General features: G+C 70.8%; 16 protein-coding genes. 11 read left to right on the top strand and 5 right to left on the bottom strand.

The window, feature by feature from the left end:
- Positions 1 to 5 precede the first annotated feature (5 nt).
- Genes D4739_RS01235 through D4739_RS01220 form a run of 4 tightly spaced genes read right to left on the bottom strand, consistent with a single transcriptional unit; the run spans position 6 to position 3,458 of the window.
- Entirely contained in the window at positions 6 to 398 is a 393-nt protein-coding gene (locus D4739_RS01235; protein ID WP_220699203.1) for a universal stress protein, read from the bottom strand.
- The gene (locus tag D4739_RS01230) at positions 398 to 1,948 is read right to left on the bottom strand and encodes a tripartite tricarboxylate transporter permease (RefSeq protein WP_120058904.1); all 1,551 of its coding nucleotides are present in this window, start codon (positions 1,946 to 1,948) and stop codon (positions 398 to 400) included. Before D4739_RS01230 ends, D4739_RS01235 begins: the two co-directional genes overlap by 1 nt.
- Positions 1,948 to 2,460 (bottom strand): tripartite tricarboxylate transporter TctB family protein, encoded by a 513-nt coding sequence (locus D4739_RS01225; protein ID WP_120058903.1) that lies wholly within the window; start codon positions 2,458 to 2,460, stop codon positions 1,948 to 1,950. The genes D4739_RS01230 and D4739_RS01225 overlap by 1 nt, the downstream gene beginning before the upstream one ends.
- Positions 2,457 to 3,458 (bottom strand): Bug family tripartite tricarboxylate transporter substrate binding protein, encoded by a 1,002-nt coding sequence (locus tag D4739_RS01220; RefSeq protein ID WP_120058902.1) that lies wholly within the window; start codon positions 3,456 to 3,458, stop codon positions 2,457 to 2,459. The genes D4739_RS01225 and D4739_RS01220 overlap by 4 nt, the downstream gene beginning before the upstream one ends.
- Before the next feature lie 92 nt (positions 3,459 to 3,550).
- On the opposite strand from D4739_RS01220, the gene D4739_RS01215 reads away from it, so the two are divergent.
- A complete protein-coding gene (locus D4739_RS01215) occupies positions 3,551 to 5,182 on the top strand; it encodes a sensor histidine kinase (protein ID WP_220699202.1) in 1,632 nt (543 codons plus the stop codon).
- Positions 5,179 to 5,874, top strand: coding sequence for a response regulator (locus D4739_RS01210; protein ID WP_120058901.1), 696 nt, complete (start codon positions 5,179 to 5,181; stop codon positions 5,872 to 5,874). Before D4739_RS01215 ends, D4739_RS01210 begins: the two co-directional genes overlap by 4 nt.
- On the opposite strand, the gene D4739_RS01205 is transcribed toward D4739_RS01210, so the two are convergent.
- The gene (locus D4739_RS01205; RefSeq protein WP_182920254.1) at positions 5,859 to 6,551 is read right to left on the bottom strand and encodes an alpha/beta fold hydrolase; all 693 of its coding nucleotides are present in this window, start codon (positions 6,549 to 6,551) and stop codon (positions 5,859 to 5,861) included. The genes D4739_RS01210 and D4739_RS01205 overlap by 16 nt on opposite strands.
- 138 nt (positions 6,552 to 6,689) lie before the next feature.
- On the opposite strand from D4739_RS01205, the gene D4739_RS01200 reads away from it, so the two are divergent.
- From D4739_RS01200 to D4739_RS01160, 9 genes are all read left to right on the top strand, one after another.
- Entirely contained in the window at positions 6,690 to 7,412 is a 723-nt protein-coding gene (locus tag D4739_RS01200; RefSeq protein ID WP_338016251.1) for a GntR family transcriptional regulator, read from the top strand.
- A gap of 4 nt (positions 7,413 to 7,416) precedes the next feature.
- Positions 7,417 to 8,931, top strand: a complete 1,515-nt coding sequence (locus tag D4739_RS01195; protein WP_120058899.1) for an ABC transporter ATP-binding protein — start codon at positions 7,417 to 7,419, stop codon at positions 8,929 to 8,931.
- Positions 8,928 to 10,001 (top strand): ABC transporter permease, encoded by a 1,074-nt coding sequence (locus tag D4739_RS01190; protein ID WP_182920253.1) that lies wholly within the window; start codon positions 8,928 to 8,930, stop codon positions 9,999 to 10,001. The genes D4739_RS01195 and D4739_RS01190 overlap by 4 nt, the downstream gene beginning before the upstream one ends.
- Positions 9,998 to 10,909 (top strand): ABC transporter permease, encoded by a 912-nt coding sequence (locus D4739_RS01185; RefSeq protein WP_120058898.1) that lies wholly within the window; start codon positions 9,998 to 10,000, stop codon positions 10,907 to 10,909. Before D4739_RS01190 ends, D4739_RS01185 begins: the two co-directional genes overlap by 4 nt.
- 126 nt (positions 10,910 to 11,035) lie before the next feature.
- Positions 11,036 to 12,178 (top strand): BMP family ABC transporter substrate-binding protein, encoded by a 1,143-nt coding sequence (locus D4739_RS01180; protein ID WP_220699200.1) that lies wholly within the window; start codon positions 11,036 to 11,038, stop codon positions 12,176 to 12,178.
- A 36-nt stretch (positions 12,179 to 12,214) separates the two neighbouring features.
- Positions 12,215 to 12,796 (top strand): cysteine hydrolase family protein, encoded by a 582-nt coding sequence (locus D4739_RS01175; RefSeq protein ID WP_120058896.1) that lies wholly within the window; start codon positions 12,215 to 12,217, stop codon positions 12,794 to 12,796.
- Entirely contained in the window at positions 12,793 to 13,497 is a 705-nt protein-coding gene (gene biuH / locus D4739_RS01170; RefSeq protein ID WP_120058895.1) for a biuret amidohydrolase, read from the top strand. The genes D4739_RS01175 and biuH overlap by 4 nt, the downstream gene beginning before the upstream one ends.
- The gene (gene atzF / locus D4739_RS01165; protein ID WP_120058894.1) at positions 13,494 to 15,287 is read left to right on the top strand and encodes an allophanate hydrolase; all 1,794 of its coding nucleotides are present in this window, start codon (positions 13,494 to 13,496) and stop codon (positions 15,285 to 15,287) included. The genes biuH and atzF overlap by 4 nt, the downstream gene beginning before the upstream one ends.
- Positions 15,288 to 15,342: 55 nt before the next feature.
- Positions 15,343 to 16,845 carry an AlkA N-terminal domain-containing protein gene (locus D4739_RS01160; protein ID WP_120058893.1) on the top strand — a complete coding sequence of 501 codons (1,503 nt, stop codon included), beginning with the start codon at positions 15,343 to 15,345 and terminating at the stop codon, positions 16,843 to 16,845.

The following is a 16,845-nucleotide window of genomic DNA, read 5'->3' as shown; positions in this document are numbered from 1 at the left end:
CGGGCTCAGGGCTTGACCGCGATCACGGGGCAGTCGGCGCCGAGGATCACACGCTGCGCGACGCTGCCCATGATCAGCTTGCCGACCGGGGACCGGCGGTGGACCGCGACCACGATCAGGGTCGCCGCCACCTCCTCGGCCACGTCGAGCACCTGGTCGGCGATGTCGCTGCCCATGCTCTGCCGGATCTCGAACGGCACCGCGGTCTCGGTCAGCACCCTCCGGAGGTCCTCGACCTGCGAACCGCGGGCGTAGTGGTCGTCCACCAGCGAGTCGCCGCGGGTGGCGTTGACCACCACGAGTGACGCACTGCGCAGCCGGGCCTCGGACACGGCGTGCTCGATGGCAGTGCGACCGAAGTCGTCGGGACTCCAGGACACCACGATCTTGGCGCTCATCAGCTCACCATCTCCTTCTGGTCCGCGGGTCCGGACGGGTCAGTCGGCCCGGACGGTGTGTTGTTCCGGCCGCGGAGCACCGCGCCCAGGACGAGGGGTACGGCGACGGCGAGCGCGATGATCACGTAGACGATGACCGCGAGCGGCTCGTTGACGAGACCGGAAGCGTCGCCGCCGGAGAGCGCCAGCGCCTCGCGGAACTTCAGCTCCATCGTCGGGCCGAGGATCAGGCCCAGGATCAGCGGAAGGACCGGGATCGCGAAGCGCCGCATCGCGAACCCGAGGGCACCGAAGACCAGCAGCAACACCAGGTCGAACGCCCGCTGCCGCGCGGCGTACGCCCCGAGCGAGGCGAAGAACAGGATGCCTGCGTAGAGGTACGGACGCGGGGTGCGGAGCAGCTTGGCCCACAACGGCGCCAGCGGCAGGTTGAGCACCAGCAGCAGGGTGTTGCCGATCAGCAGGCTCGCGAGCAGGGTCCACACCAGGTCGGAGTGCTCGGTCATCAGCTGGGGACCGGGTTCGATGCCGTAGTTCTGGAACGCCGCCAGCATGATCGAGGCGGTCGCCGTCACCGGGAGACCCAGCGCCAGCAGCGGGACGAAGGTGCCCGCTGCGGAGGCGTTGTTGGCGGCCTCGGGTCCGGCCACGCCCTCGATGGCGCCCTGGCCGAACTCGCTCTTCTTGCCGGCGAGGCGACGCTCGAGCAGGTACGACAGGAACGTCGGCGTCTCGGCGCCACCGGCCGGGACTGCTCCGAAGGGGAACCCGATCGCGGTGCCGCGCAGCCACGGCTTCCAGGAGCGACCGAAGTCCTCACGGCTCAGCCACGGGGTGCCGCCGACCGGGATGATCTCCAGCGGCTTGCGACGCAGGTGCGCCGCGACCCAGAGTGCCTCGCCGAGGGCGAAGACGCCGACCGCGACGACGACGATGTCGATGCGGTCCGCGAGCAGGGTGCTGCCGAAGTCGACGCGGGACTGTGCCGTGTTGAGGTCGAGGCCGACCAGACCGATGGTGAGGCCGACGAAGAGTGCGATGAACCCACGCAGTCGCGAGGAGCCGAGCACGCCGGTCACCAGGACCATGGCCAGCAGGATCACCGCGAGGAACGACGGGGCGCCGATCTCGACAGCGAGGTCGGCCATGGTCGGGGCCAGGAAGACCACGAGCATCGTGCCGATCGTGCCGGCGATGAACGAGCCGATCGCGGCGGTGGCCAGGGCCTGCGCGGCCCGTCCGCGCTTGGCCATCCGGTTGCCCTCGATCGCCGTCATCACCGAGGCGGACTCACCGGGTGTGTTGAGCAGGATCGAGGTCGTGGAGCCGCCGTACATGCCGCCGTAGTAGATGCCGGCGAACATGATGAACGCCTGCGCCGGCTCGAGGCCGTAGGTGACAGGGAGCAGCAGGGCCACGGCCATGGCCGGGCCGATGCCGGGGAGGACGCCGACGAACGTGCCGAGCAGCACGCCGAGGGCAGCCCACATGAGGTTCTCGGGGGTGGCGGCGGCGGAGAGGCCGCCCCACAGCAGGTCGAGGCTCTCCATCACAGGATCCCGTCGAGGATGCCCGGCGAGAGCGGGATGCCGAGGCCGACGTAGAAGGCGTACCAGCTGCCGACCGACAGCACGATCCCGATCAGGATGTCGCGGACCAGGGTCCGGCTGCCGAGCGCCCAGGCGCTTCCGGCGAAGAGGATCGCTCCGTTGATCGCCCAGCCGAGCACGCCGAGGGTGGCGGCGGTGAAGACCAGCACCACGACCAGCTTGGCCAAGGTGGCCCAGTCGGCGGGGTGGGTCAGGTCGACGTCCTCGCCCTCTTCTGCCTGCGGGCGGTCGCCGCGGGCGGTTGCCACCGCGAGCAGGATTCCGAGGACGAGGAGGACGGAGCCGACGACGTACGGGAAGGCGCGGGGGCCGACCGGGTCGCCGAAGCCGACGTTCAGGGTGGTCGCGTCGTAGACGGTGTAGCCGCCGAGGGCCACCAGCAGCGTGGCCAGGAGGTACTGCCCGCGGTCGACGGCCCGCGTGGGGGCGTCCGGTTCGAGTGTCGTGCTCACAGCAGTCCCAGCTCCTCAAGCGTTGTCGAGACCCGCTCGTCCTGGTCCTCCAGGAACGCGGTGAAGTCGTCTCCGGTGCGGAAGGCGTCGATCCAGCCCTTCTCCTTGAGCGCGGCCTGCCACTCGGGGCTGTCGTGCATCTCCTCGAGCAGCGCGATCAGCTCGTCGCGGCGCTCCTCGGAGATGCCTGGCGGTGCGAGGACGCCGCGCCAGTTGGTGAAGACCAGGTCCACCCCGGACTCGGTCAGGGTCGGCACGTCCTTGACGGACTTGCCGGTGAGTCGCTCCTCGCCCGAGACGGCCAGGACCCGGAGGTCGCCGGCCGCGATCTGGCTCTCGAACTCGCCGACGCCGGAGAAGCCGACCTGGATCTTGTGGCCGAGCAGGGCACTGGTCAGCGGGCCGCCGCCGTCGTACGTCACGTAGCGGACCTCGCGCGGGTCGACGTCGGCCGCGCTCGCCAGCTGCATCGGGAAGAGGTGGTCGGGACCGCCGGGGGAGGAGCCGCCGCCGACGACGATGCTGTCGGGGTCCTTGCGCCAGGCCTCGAGGAAGTCATCGATCGTCTTGTACGGCGAGTCCGCCGGCACGAGGACGCCCTCCTGGTCCTCGATCAGCTGGGCCAGCGGGGTCGCGTCCTGCGGCCGCTGCTCCAGTCCGAGGGAGTAGGTGGCGCCGACGACGCCGAGCCCCACCGTCATCATCAGGTGGTCGTCGCCCTCGGCGTTCATCAGGCGCGACATGGCGACCGAGCCGCCGCCGCCGACGATGTTGGTGACCTCGAAGCTGCCCTTGATGACGTCGTTCTGCTCCATGACCCGGATCGCCTCGCGGCCGGTCTGGTCGTAGCCGCCGCCGGGGCTGTTCGGGATCCACATGGTCATGTCGTCGCCCTGGTCGCCGCGGGTCACTCCGCAGCCGGTGGCAAGGGTGGCGGCAAGCGCCAGCGCGACGGCGGAAACCAGCCGTCGTGTGCGCGGTGTGCTGCCGGGAGTCATGGCTCTCCTGAGGGTCGGGGATGCAACATTCCGATCATGGTGCGAAGGTGTGGCGGTCGTCACTCTTGGGAAACCAATGGAGGTTGTGAAACTTGTGGTCGCTGCGCAGCGGTGAGCGAGGACCGTCGGGCAGCCGACGTGTCCTGGCCGTCCAGACGCTGGCCGGGCAGTTCCTCGCCCTCCAGCTGGTGGTGCTCCTGCTCGTCCTGACGGTCGCCAGCGCCGTGTCGGTGCGGCAGAGCGCAGCCGACTTCCGCGACACGAGGGGAGTCCTGCTGCTGCGGGGTGCCGAGCGACTGGCCGGCACCGAGCCGGTCCGCGTGGGCCTCGGCGAGCGCCCGATCGAACCCGAGACCCTCACGGCGTACGCCGAGGCGGAGCGTCGCAACCTCGGCGCGACCGCAGTGCTGTTCACCTCGCCAGGCGGGGCGGTGCTCGCGGGCTCCGGCGCCGGTGCCGCGCGAGGCGAGGTCGACCTCGGCCCGAGCACGGCCCGAGACCTGCGCGCGTGGACCGGCGACCTCACGGTGGAGGGCGAGCGCTCGGTGGTCGCCCACGTGCCGGTGGTGAGCAACGACGGTGACCTGCTGGCCATCGTGGTGATCGCGGAGAAGTACCCCTCCCTCATGCAGCGAGCCCGGGCGGTGCTTCCCGACCTGGGCACCTTCCTCGGACTGGGGCTCGCGCTGGGTGTGGCCGGGTCCTGGCTGCTCTCCCGGCTGATCCGGCGCCGTACCCGGGGACTGGAGCCCGCCGAGATCGCCGCGCTCGCTGACCAGCGGGAGGCGCTGCTCCACTCGATCCGTGAGGGTGTCGTGGCCGTGTCTCCCGATGGCACGGTGACGGTCCTGAGCGACAGTGCACGCGAGCTGCTCGGGTTGCCCGATGGCAGCGAGGGCCGCACGCTCGACCAGCTCGAGATCGAGCCAGCTGTCCGCGCGGCACTGGCCGGAGGCTCGAGTGCGCGCGATCAGGTCGTGGTGGTCGATGGCCGCGTGGTCGTCCTCAACCGCAGCCCCGTGCACCACGGTGGGCGCCGCGTCGGCACCGTGACCACGCTGCGCGACCGCACGGAGCTGATGGCGATGCAGAGCGAGCTGAGCGCGCGGCGCAGCGTGACGGACACGCTGCGCGCGCAGACCCACGAGTTCCAGAACCAGCTGCACACGATCTCCGGCCTCGTCCAGCTCGGCGAGTACGACGAGGTCCAGGCCTTCGTCGGCACGCTCGCCCGGCGCCGCGCGGCGATCAGTGACACGGTGACCCGGCTCGTCGACGACCCGGCTGTCGCGGCCCTGCTGGTGGCCAAGGTGAGCCTCGCCGCCGAGCGCGGCGTCGAGCTGCGCCTCGCGGAGCAGACCGCCCTCCCGCGGCTCGACCCGGACCTGTCGGCGGACGTCGGCACCGTGCTCGGCAACCTCGTCGACAACGCGGTCGACGCCACGGTGGCGTCGGGCGGCCCGACCGTCGACGTACACCTGCGTGACGACGACGGCATCGTCGTGGTCCAGGTCGCCGACACCGGAGCCGGAGTGGCTCCCGACGCGGTGAGCGAGGTCTTCCGGAGGGGCTGGACGACGAAGCCCGGCGACGCGAGCGGCCGCGGGGTCGGCCTTGCGCTGGTCCAGGTGGTCTGCGAACGTCGCGGAGGTTCGGTGTCGGTGCACAACGAGACGGGAGCGGTCTTCACGGCACGGCTCCCGCGGTCGAGGAGAGACGGATGACCAGTCCCGAGCAGTCCGGGCAGCCGGATGAGATCGCGGTCCTGGTCGTCGACGACGACTTCATGGTGGCCTCGATCCACACCCGGTTCGTCGACCGGACCGCCGGCTTCCGGGTGGTCGGCAACGCTGCGACCGGCACGGCGGCACTGGCCGAGGTGGCCCGGCTGCGCCCCGACCTCGTGCTCCTCGACGTCCACCTGCCGGACCTCAGCGGACTCGACGTGCTGCGACGGCTGCGTGCCGGTGGGGACGACGTCGGCGTGATCATGGTGACCGCTGCGCGCGAGGCAGACACCGTGCGCAGTGCTGCGGCCAACGGTGCCGCGCACTACCTCGTGAAGCCGTTCGAGTACGACGACCTGCGCGTGCGGCTGGAGGCGTTCCGCTCGGCGTACCTCGCCCTGGGGGACTCGGGCTTCGCCGAGCAGGGGGCCATCGACGCGCTGTTCGTGCCTGCCGGCCTGGCCCGCCGGGCCGATCCCCCCAAGGGCCTCAGCGAGCCGACCGCGGCACTGGTGCTCGCCGCGCTCACCGAGGCAGGGGAGCTTTCGGCTGCCGAGTGCGCAGCCGGGCTCGGCCTCTCGCGGGTGACTGCACGCCGCTACCTCGAGCACTTCGTGACGACCGATCAGGCGGGAGTGCGCCTGCGCTACGGCGGTGGGCGTCCCGAACGGATCTACCTCGCCCGCTGACCGCTCGGCCCGAAACGAATTTCTGGGGACGCCCGAACCTCGCGGTCGATGACCGTGGCGAAGAGCTCCGGCAGGTCGTGGCCGACGAAGTGGGCGGCGCCGGGGATCTCGGCGATCCGATGGCCGCAGGCCTGGCTCAGCGCTGCGGCCGCAGCGGCCCGCTGAGGTCCGGACGCGCTGCCCCAGGTGACCAGGACCTGGCCGGCATCGGGGTGTGCGCGCGCCGGCTCGAACGCCCGGAACATCGCCAGCTCACGGGCAGTGACGGTGTCGTCGATCCCGCTCACCTCGTCGAGATCACCGAGCAGGGACGGACTCCACGCCGGTCCGTAGAGTGCGCGGGCGAAGCCGTGGGTGCCTCCGGACGCGAACGCTGCCGCGATGGGACCGAGCAGACCCGGAAGAAGCGACCCGACCGCGGGCTCGTGCAGGACTGCACCGGCCAGCGGAATGCCCTGCGCTGCGAGCGCCAGTCCGAGGGTCGCGCCGCCGCTCATGCCGACCACCCAGGCACCGTCGACCAGGGGGGCCAGTGCGGCGAGCTCTGTCGCCAGGTCGCCGCTCCGTGGCCGATCCGGCGTCGCCACAACGTGCCCGAGATCGGTCAGGACGCCCGCGCACCGCGCCCAGACCTGTGGGCCGACCGCGGCTCCGGGGACCAGCACGATGTGCGCCATGCCCGAACCCTAGGTCAGTGCTCCCGGACGAGGTGCTCGTTCCCGCATTCGTAACAGAACAGGGGATATGTCCGAAACATCCTGCATACAGCGTTGGATACAGGCCGGAATACAGGGCCGGGACTCGGGACGGAGACGGTGGACGTGGCACAGGGACGCGGGAGATCGGCGGGGGCTCGGACCCTCCGCGAGCGCGCTTACTCGGAGATCCGGAGGTTGGTCATGGTGGGTGAGTTCCCCACAGGAGTGCGCCTCGCCGAGGAGCAGATCGCCGACCAGCTGAAGGTGTCGCGCACCCCGGTCCGGGAGGCATTCGTCCGTCTGCACGCCGACCGGCTGCTCAAGCGTTTCGACGACGGTGGCTACTACGTCGCGGAGATCGATCTCTTCGATCTTCGCGACCTGTACGAGCTCCGGCTGACGCTGGAGGTCCAGGGCATCGTCCGTGCGCGGGAGCCCGGGATCTCTCACGACCGCGATGCGCTGGTCGAGCTGCGGCGGGTGTGGGAGCAGATCGCGAGCGCGCCACCGCCAGCCGACGGGTCCTTCATCGAGCTCGACGAGAGCTTCCACCTGGCGCTGTTGCGCGCGTCGGGCAACATCGCCCTGATCGAGACGCTGGAGTCGGTGAACGTCCGGATCCGTCCGGTGCGGACCTTCGACTTCCTCACCGAGGACCGCGTCGTGCAGAGCACCCAGGAGCACATCGCCATCGTCCAGGCGCTCCTCGACGGCGACATCGACCTGGCCGCGGATCGCCTGCGGGAACACATCGGCGCGAGCCTCGAGATCGTCGAGCAGCGCGCTTCGGAAGCCATTCGGCAGCGCGCCCTGCGCAGCCGGCAACTCAGAGGGGCATGAGCCTATGGAGCCGATCCGCCGTCACCCGCTGCTCGAGGTGCTGGGCCTCACGAAGCACTTCGGGGAGGTCAGGGCCAACACCGACGTGAGCCTCGAGGTCTGGCCCGGCGAGGTGCACGCGCTGGTCGGCGAGAACGGCGCCGGCAAGAGCACGCTGCTGAAGATGATCTACGGCGTCTACCGCCCCGACCACGGCCAGTTCGTCGTGGATGGCAGGGAAGCGATCATCCACAGCCCCTCGGATGCTCGAAAGCTCGGCATCGGCATGGTCTTCCAGGACCTGCGCCTGGTGCCCGCGCTCACGGTGGTGGAGAACATCGCGCTGGCGCTGCCCGAGGGGCCACTGCTCCGGCCCGGGCCGCTGGCACGGCGGATCACGGCCGCGAGCGAGACGTTCGGGCTGGCGGTCAACCCACACGCCAAGGTGGCCCACCTGTCCATCGGTGAGCGGCAGCGGGTCGAGATCCTCAAGGTGCTGATGACCGGCGCTCGCCTCGTGATCCTCGACGAGCCGACCAGCGTCCTCGCACCGCAGGAGGTCGAGGCCCTCTTCCGGGTGGTCGATCATCTGCGGTCGCAGGGCTTCGGGGTCATGATCGTCACCCACAAGCTCGATGAGGTCCGAGCCATCGCCGATCGTGCGACCGTGCTCCGCGGGGGCATGACCGTCCTCCAGAACGTGGTTCCCTCCGACTACACCAACGCCGAGATGGTCGAGGCGATGGTGGGCCGCAGCGTCGCGGACCTGGTCCGGCGCCCGGCGAGCGGCCTGGTCGAGGCTGAGGTCACGCTGGAGCTCGTCGATGTCGACTGCCACGGGGACAAGGGCCACCTCGCTGTTTCCGGGGTCAACCTGACGGTCACCGCCGGAGAGCTGGTCGGCGTCGCAGGAGTCGCGGGCAGTGGCCAGCGCGAGCTGTGTGAGGTCGTGCTGGGTCTGCGCCGGCCACACAAGGGGAGCGTCCGGCTGCGCGGCGCCACGATCCGTACGCCGGGCGGTGCGCTTGCAGCGGGGGCCGCGAGTGTCCCGGAGGATCCAGTGGCCGACTCGGTCGTCGGGCGGCTCACGGTCCTGGAGCACATGGCCCTCAGCGGCCGGCCGCTGCCCGCGCGACGTTTCGGCGTGGACTGGCGTTCGATCCTGCGCCGGACCAACGACGACAACGCACGGCTCGGGCTCCGGATCGCGGCCTCGACGCGGCGCCTCGAGGAGCTCTCGGGCGGCAACATCCAGCGCGTCGTGCTCACCCGTGAGCTGGCGCTCGACGCATCGCTGCTCGTCGCGGCGTACCCGAGCCGGGGGCTCGACATCGCCAACGTACGCCGGACCCAGGAGCTGCTCCTCGAACGACGGGAGGCGGGCGCGGGGGTGCTCGTGGTCTCGGAGGACGTGGACGAGCTGATGAGCCTCGCCGACCGGATCGTCGTGATGCACCAGGGCCGCATCTCGGGCTGCCTGGAGAGTCACGAGTTCGATCGCCAGCGCATCGGCGAGCTGATGATCGGTGGCGTGGCATGACCGCCACGATGGCTGCTCCGGAGTCGGACCTGGCGACCGCGCCCCCTCGATGGAGGGGCCCGCTCCTGGTCGTGTCCCGTTGGGTGCTGGCGCTAGCGGGCGCGCTGGTGATCTTCAGCGCGCTGCTGCTCGCCAAGGGCGCGAACCCGGTCGACGCGATGCTCGCGATGGTCTCGTCCACCTTCACCCAGCAGCGCTCGGTGGAGCAGATCTTCATCCAGATGTCGCCGCTGGTCCTGGGCGCCCTGGCGGTCGCCGTGCCGGCACGTGCCGGGCTCACGAACGTGGGTGGAGAGGGCCAGATCATCATCGGCGCCGTCGCCGCGTGTGGCACCTTCCTGTTGCTCGGGGAGTCCATCGGTGGCCCGGTGCTGGTGCTTCTGATGCTGGTTGCCAGCGCGCTCGCCGGCGCTGCCTGGGCAGGACTCGCGGCAGGTCTCCGCCTCCTCGCCGGCGTCAACGAGGCGATCAGCACGCTGCTGCTCAACTTCGTGGCGCTCGACGTGCTCCTGTTCCTGATCTACCAGCCCTGGCGCGAGAGCCCGACCGGCCAGCCCACCACCCTCGAGCTCGCCGACAGTGCCAAGCTGCCCGTGCTCGCGGGGACCAGCGTCCATGTCGGGATCGTCCTGGCCGTGGTGCTGGTCGTCGTCGTCCACCTCGTGCTCAACCACACCCGCTGGGGCTTCCGTGTGTCGGTGGCGGGAGGCAACTCGGAGGCAGCGCGACGCAGCGGGATGAAGGTGCCGATCCTGCTCTGCTCGGCCCTCCTCATCGGCGGAGCGCTGGCCGGGCTCGCGGGCATGATCCACTTCGCGGGCGTCGAGTACAAGCTCCGCCCGGGCTTCGGCAGCCAGCTGGGCTACACCTCGTTCCTGGCCTGCTGGCTGGCCCGGCACCGACCCTTCCCGATCCTGCTCGCTGCGTTCACCTTCGCGGCTCTCTCGGTCGGCAGCGACAGCCTGCAGCTGGACTCCGGCGTCCCTGCGGCCTCGATCAACGTCCTGACCGCCCTGATCCTCCTCGCCGTCCTCGGGTTCACGGCCTCACGGAAGAAGGCCAGCGCATGAGTCTGCTCGAAGACGTGATGGGCGGAGGTGTCCGAGGCGGCACCTCGATCATGTACGCCGCGCTCGGCGAGACCATCGGCGAACGAGCCGGTGTCATCAACCTCGGCACCGAAGGGTCGATGCTCGTCGGTGCCCTGGGCGCCTATGCGATCGCGGTCGAGACCGGCGACCCGTGGTGGGGAGTGGTGGCGGGAGCCGTCGCCGGCGGAATGCTCTCCGGGCTGCACGCCTACCTCGTCGTCCGGCGCGGCGCCAGCCAGTTCGCCTCGGGCCTCAGCCTGCTCTTCCTCGCGCTCGGCCTCACCTCGCTCTTCGGCGCGGCGTACGTCGGGCAGCCGGTCGTCGCGCTCGGGCGCTGGGACGTCCCCGTGCTCAGCGACCTGCCCGTGCTCGGGCCGATCCTGTTCCGCCACGACCCGCTGATCTACCTCAGCTACGCGCTCGTGCCGCTGACCTGGTGGGTGCTGTTCCGGACCCGGATCGGTCTGCTCGTGCGCACGGCGGGAGAACGCTCCGACTCGCTCGAGGTCAACGGCTACAGCGCGGCGCGGATCCGCGCAGGCGCAGTGGTGGTCGGCGGCATGTTCGCCGGCCTCGGCGGGGCGCATCTCTCCATCGCCTATGCGAACGCCTGGTTCGAGAACATGGTCTCCGGCCGTGGGTTCATCGCCGTCGCGCTGGTGATCTTCGCGGTCTGGAGCCCGCTGCGCGTGATGGGTGGCGCCTACCTCTTCGGCATGGCGATCGCCCTCGGCCCCGCCCTGCAGGCCAGGGGCTCGGAGCTGAACCAGTTCGCCCTCGACGTGATCCCGTTCCTGCTCACCCTGATCGTGCTCGCGGTCCTCGGCCGCCGCACTCTCTCGGCAGCACCCGCCGAACTCAAGCGGGTCTTCGAGAACAGCACCTGACGCCAGACCGCACCACCCGCACCACGAGATCGACCCACCAAAGAACGCCGCGCCGGACTCTTCTGAGTATTGGACCACTCGAGACCGGCGCGGCGCGCGAACACGAAAGGGAATCCCCTCATGTCCATGCGCAAATCTACCGCTGGTGCGATCGCGGGCGTCGCTGTGACGCTCGTGCTGACCTCCTGCGCCTCGGCCACCGATCCCCAGAGCGACGTCACCGATGGTGCTCCGGGAGAGGGGACCACGGCCATCGGCTTCATCACCGTCGGCCCGAAGGACGACTTCGGCTACAACCAGGCTGTCTTCGAGGGCAGCGAGGCCGTCAAGAAGGCCTATCCCGACATGGAGATCCTCACCGCGGAGAACGTCCCCGAGGACGACACCGCGGCGACCACCATGGAGAAGATGATCGACAAGGGCGCCAAGCTGATCTTCGCGACCAGCTACGGCCACCTGGATGCCGCGCTGAAGGTCGCCGAGGCCCACCCGGACGTCGTCGTCGTCCAGCAGGGCAACACGATCACCACCGACGTCCCGAAGAACAGTGGCACCTACTTCGGCACGGTCTACGAGCCGATGTACCTCGCCGGCATCGCCGCGGGATCAGCCACGAAGACCGACAAGCTCGGCTACGTCTATGCGTTCCCGATCCCGCAGACGATCGCCAACATCAACGCGTTCGAGCAGGGCGCGCTGAGCGTCAACCCGGATGCCGAGACGATCACCGTCAGCACGTCCGACTGGTGCAACCCGGGCAAGCAGCAGGCAGCGGCCGAGAGCCTGCTCTCGCAGGACGTCGATGTCCTGACGCAGCACCAGGACTGCACGGCCACCGTCATCCAGGCCGCCGAGAAGGCCGGCGCGATGACCGTCGGCTACCACGCTGACGCCTCGTCGATCGCCCCCGAGGGCTGGCTCACCGGTGCGGTCTGGAACTGGGGTCCGCTCTACACGGACATCGTGAAGACCGTTGTCGATGGCGACTTCGTCGGCAGCGAGTACAACGCCAACTTCCGGGTCGGCTACAAGACCGGCACCAACCCCTTCGTGCTGGCCGGCTACGGGGACCAGATCTCGGAGGCCACCCAGAAGGCGATCACCGAGGCACAGGCGTGGCTCGCGACCGACGAGGGCTCCCCGTTCGCGGGCCCGGTCGAGGACCAGTCCGGCAAGGTCGTGATCAAGGACGGCGCCATCCCGACGTACGCCGAGAACGACGGCATGGGCTTCTTCGTCAAGGGCGTCATCGGCAAGCTCGCCCAGTAGCAGTCGGCCCACAGAGATAGACAGAGGCGGATCGACATGACTGCGCACACCGTCCCCGGCAGTACGCCGTACGCCTGGCCCTGGCACGGCCGGCTGGACCCGCGAAGGACCGTCCTCGTCGTGGTGACACCCACGCACGGGCCGTCGCTGAGCGGGACCGGGGCCGGTGATGCGCTCTCGGAGATCGCCCGGACGCTCCGTTCGGCAGGCGGCAGGGTCGTCCACGTGACGACCCTGCCGCCCCCGGCGGACCGGCAGTCGGCACCGGTCGGTCAACTCCCGCTGGAGGCCGACCTCACGATCGCGGCGGCCGGCGTCGACGGCTTCTACGGAAGCAGCCTCGACGCCGACCTCCGCCGACTCGGTGTCACTGACCTGCTCCTCGGCGGCGTGGGCCTGGAGACCTGCGTCCACTCGACGATGCGGTCGGCCAACGACCGCGGCTACGAGTGCCTCCTCGTGATCGACGCCTGCCTTGCGGGGAGTCCGGACCTCCTCGCCGCATCCCGATCCCAGGTCGAGATGTCGGGCGGGATCTTCGGCGCCGTCGGCACCACAGACAACGTCCTCGCGGCCTGTGCCGCGGCCCCGCTCCCTACCTCAGGAGATCACCGATGAGCTCGCTCACCTTCGGCCCGGTCGCGGCCGAGCCCTACACCTGGCCCTACGACGGCACCTTCGCTGCCGGCCGCACGGCGCTGATCAACATCGACTGGCAGGTCGACTTCTGCGGCTACGGCGGGTACGTCGAGCGCATGGGCTACGACCTCAACCTCACCCGCGCAGGACTGGCCCCGACCCAGGTCGTCCTGGCCGCCGCCCGCGAGGCCGGACTGCTGGTCATCCACACGCGCGAGGGGCACCGTCCCGACCTGTCGGACTGTCCGCCGAACAAGCTCTGGCGCTCGGCGCAGATCGGGGCCGCCATCGGTTCGGCGGGACCGGCCGGCCGGATCCTCACCCGCGGCGAGCCCGGCTGGGAGATCGTGCCCGAGGTGGCGCCGATCGAGGGCGAGATCATCATCGACAAGCCCGGCAAGGGCTCCTTCTACGCCACCGACCTGGACCTGCTGCTGCGGACGCACGGCATCACCCATCTGATCTTCACGGGCATCACCACCGATGTCTGCGTCCACACGACGATGCGGGATGCCAACGACCGCGGCTACGAATGCCTGCTGCTGACCGACTGCACCGGAGCCACGGACGTCGGCAACTACGAGGCGGCGCTGAAGATGGTGACGATGCAGGGCGGCGTGTTCGGGGCGATCGCTCCGTCCTCGGCGTTGCTCGCGAGTCTGGCGGCCGGCGCAGCATGAGCCCCACTCGTTCCTCGCCCACCGGGATCCTTGCCGGTGGGCTCGGACGGGAGCGTCTGCGCGCGGCGTACCGGGGCGGCGAGATGACACCGGTCGACGTCGTGGCTGCGGTCCTCGACCGGATCGAGGCCCGCGGTGAGGATGCCGTGTGGACCGCCCGGGTGCCGCGAGCGGAGGCGCTCGCTGCTGCGGCGGCGCTCGACCTCGGTCAGATCGACCGGCTCCCACTCTTCGGGTTGCCGTTCGCGGTCAAGGACAACATCGATGTGGCCGGGCTGCCGACGACGGCTGCCTGTCCGGAGTTCGGCTACCTTCCCCGGGAGTCGGCCCCGCTGGTCGACCGGCTGGTCGCCGCCGGCGCCATCCTCGTCGGCAAGAACAACCTCGACCAGTTCGCCACGGGACTGAACGGCACGCGAAGCCCCTATGGGGTCCCGGTCAATCCGCAGGTGCCCGGGCTGATTCCGGGCGGCTCGAGCTCCGGCTCGGCCGTCGCGGTGGCTGCAGGCCTGGTCTCGTTCTCCATCGGGACCGACACGGCGGGCTCCGGCCGGGTCCCTGCCGCCCTGACGGACATCGTCGGGGTGAAGCCCTCGATCGGTCTGGTGAGCGCGACGGGAATCGTCCCGGCCTGCCGGTCACTGGACTGCTCCAGCGTCTTCGCTTCGTCGGTCGCTGACGGCGCCGCCGTGCTGGCCGTGCTGGGTGGTCCCGATGTCGCCGATCCGTGGTCGCGGCGGTTGCCGGTCCCGGCCGGCGATCTCCCGCCGCTCGCACTGGCGGGCCTGCGCCTCGGCGTACCGTCCGCGATCTCCGGTTGGGGGACGCGCGGTGAGCAGGAGGCCTGGCTGACCTGTTGCGCCCGACTGGTCGATGCCGGGGTCGAGCTCGTGCCCCTCGACCTCGACGAGCTGCTGGAGGCGGGGCGCGAGCTCTATCAGGGAGCGTGGGTGGCAGAGCGCCTGTCGGGGCTCGAGGAGTTCCTCGAGCGCGAGCCGGCTGCCGTCCTCCCGGTGATCCGGACGATCCTGGCCGACGGGGCCGAGGTCACCGGGGCCGAGGTCTTCCGCGCGCTCTCCGGCATGCACGGCCGCCGGGCCCGGGCACGGGCGCTGCTGGCCGACGTCGACGCGCTGCTGACACCGACCGTCGTGGAGACGTTCACCGTCGAGGAGATGCTGGCCGACCCGATCTCGCTGAACACACGTCTGGGCCGGTTCACCACGTTCACCAACCTCCTCGACCTGTGCGCGGTGGCAGTGCCGGTTCGGCCGTGGTCGGTCGCCCCGTTCGGGGTGAGCGTCCAGGCTGCCGCGGGCCGGGACGAGGTGGCACTGCGGATCGCGGCGGCCATCGAGGGCATGGCCGGGGTCTCTCCGTCCGGAGCGGCGCCTGTCGACGGGGGGCTCGAGCTGGCTGTCGTCGGCGCACACCTGCGAGGCATGCCCTTGCACCACGAGCTCGAGGCATGTGAGGCCGTCTTCCTGGAGCGCACGACGACCGCGGCGGCGTACGAGCTGCACGCCCTGGCCGGACCGGGCCTGGGGAAGCCCGGCCTCCGCCGGGTCGCCTCCGGGGGAGTGCCGATCGAGGTGGAGGTCTATCGGCTGCCGCTCGCCGAAGCCGGAAGATTCCTTGCCGGTGTCCCGGCGCCGTTGGGGATCGGACAGCTGGAGCTGGGCGATGGCCGGTGGGTCCACGGCTTCGTGTGTGAACCGATCGGATTCGCGGGCGCGACCGATGTCTCGGCCTACGGAGGCTGGCGGGCATTCCGGACCGCGCAGCCCTAGCCGTCGTGTCCGATTTCCGCGAGATCCGGAAGGTGGTGCGCGCCATGATGGACCCATGCACACCGACACGGAGGCCTGCTACCGGGCCGTGAAGTCACGGGATCGCCGCTTCGACGGCGTCTTCGTGACGGCCGTGCACACGACCGGGATCTACTGCCGCCCTTCCTGCCCGGCGCGCACACCCGGCTTCGCCAACGTGTCGTTCTTCCCGACCAGCGCCGCAGCACAGGCGGCCGGCTTCCGGGCCTGCAAGCGGTGCCTGCCCGACGCGACCCCGGGCAGTCCCGAATGGGACCTGCGCGCTGACGTGGCCGGACGTGCGATGCGGCTGACCGCCGACGGTGTCGTGGACCGCGAGGGTGTGCCCGGACTGGCCGCGCGGCTCGGCTACAGCCCGCGCCAGCTCGGCCGGATCCTGACCGCCGAGCTCGGCGCTGGCCCACTCGCCCTGGCCAGAGCCCGCCGCGCCCAGATCGCCCGCGTGCTCATCGAGACGACGGACCTCGGCCTGGCCGACGTCGCCTTCGCCGCAGGCTTCGCCAGCGTGCGGCAGTTCAACGACACCGTCCGCGAGGTGTACGCCGCGTCCCCGTCCGAGCTGCGTGGTCGCCGGCGCCACGGGGTGGGTGCTGCGGGGGAGATCCGGCTCCGGCTGGCGGTCCGGACGCCGTTTGCCGGCAGGGCGCTGCTCGCGTTCCTGGCGACGCGGGCGGTGGCGGGCATCGAGACCGCCGGCCCGGACTGGTATGCCCGCACACTCTCCCTGCCGCACGGCCCGGGCACCGTGCACCTCGTGCTTGCCGATGCGCCTGAGCCCGGTCAGGTCGTGCAGGTGCCGGCGACGTTCCACCTCACCGACGTGCGCGACGTGTCGGCCGCGGTCGAGCGCGTGCGGCGACTGCTCGATGCCGACTGCGACCCGGTTGCTGTCGACGACGCCCTGTCCGCAGACCCGGCACTCGCCCCGCTCGTCCGGTCGGTGCCGGGCCTGCGGGTTCCGGGTCACGTCGACGGACTCGAGCTCGCGGTGCGCGCGGTGCTCGGCCAGCAGGTCACCGTTGGTGCCGCCCGGGCGCTCGCCAGCCGGCTCGTCGCCGATCGGGGTGCACTGCTCCCGCCTGCCCTCGCGCAGGACGGGCTCACCCACCTCTTCCCGGCCGCTGAGGCGATCGCGGAGACCCCGATGACCGGCATGCCTGCCTCGCGGGCCCGCACGATCACCGGACTCGCCGCCGCCATCGGCAACGGCGAGGTCGCGCTGGACCGCAGCGCCGACCGCGACGGCGTACGCCGTGCCCTGCTGGCCCTGCCCGGCATCGGCCCGTGGACGGCCGGCTACATCGCGATGCGGGCGTTGGCCGACCCGGACGTGTTCCTGCCGACCGACGCGGGCGTGAAGGCAGCGCTCACTTCCATGAGCCGATCACCCGAGCGGCCGACAGACCCGGACTCATGGAGCCCCTGGCGCTCCTACGCACTGATGCACCTGTGGGGGTCGCTCGGCGGCCCGGCCCTCGGCCCCGCCACGGGCCCGGCCGAGAAGAAGGAGATGATCTGA

Origin of the sequence: Nocardioides cavernaquae (assembly GCF_003600895.1) — a bacterium.
GTDB classification, from domain to species: domain Bacteria; phylum Actinomycetota; class Actinomycetes; order Propionibacteriales; family Nocardioidaceae; genus Nocardioides; species Nocardioides cavernaquae.
This window is presented reverse-complemented; position numbering and strand designations above follow the sequence as displayed.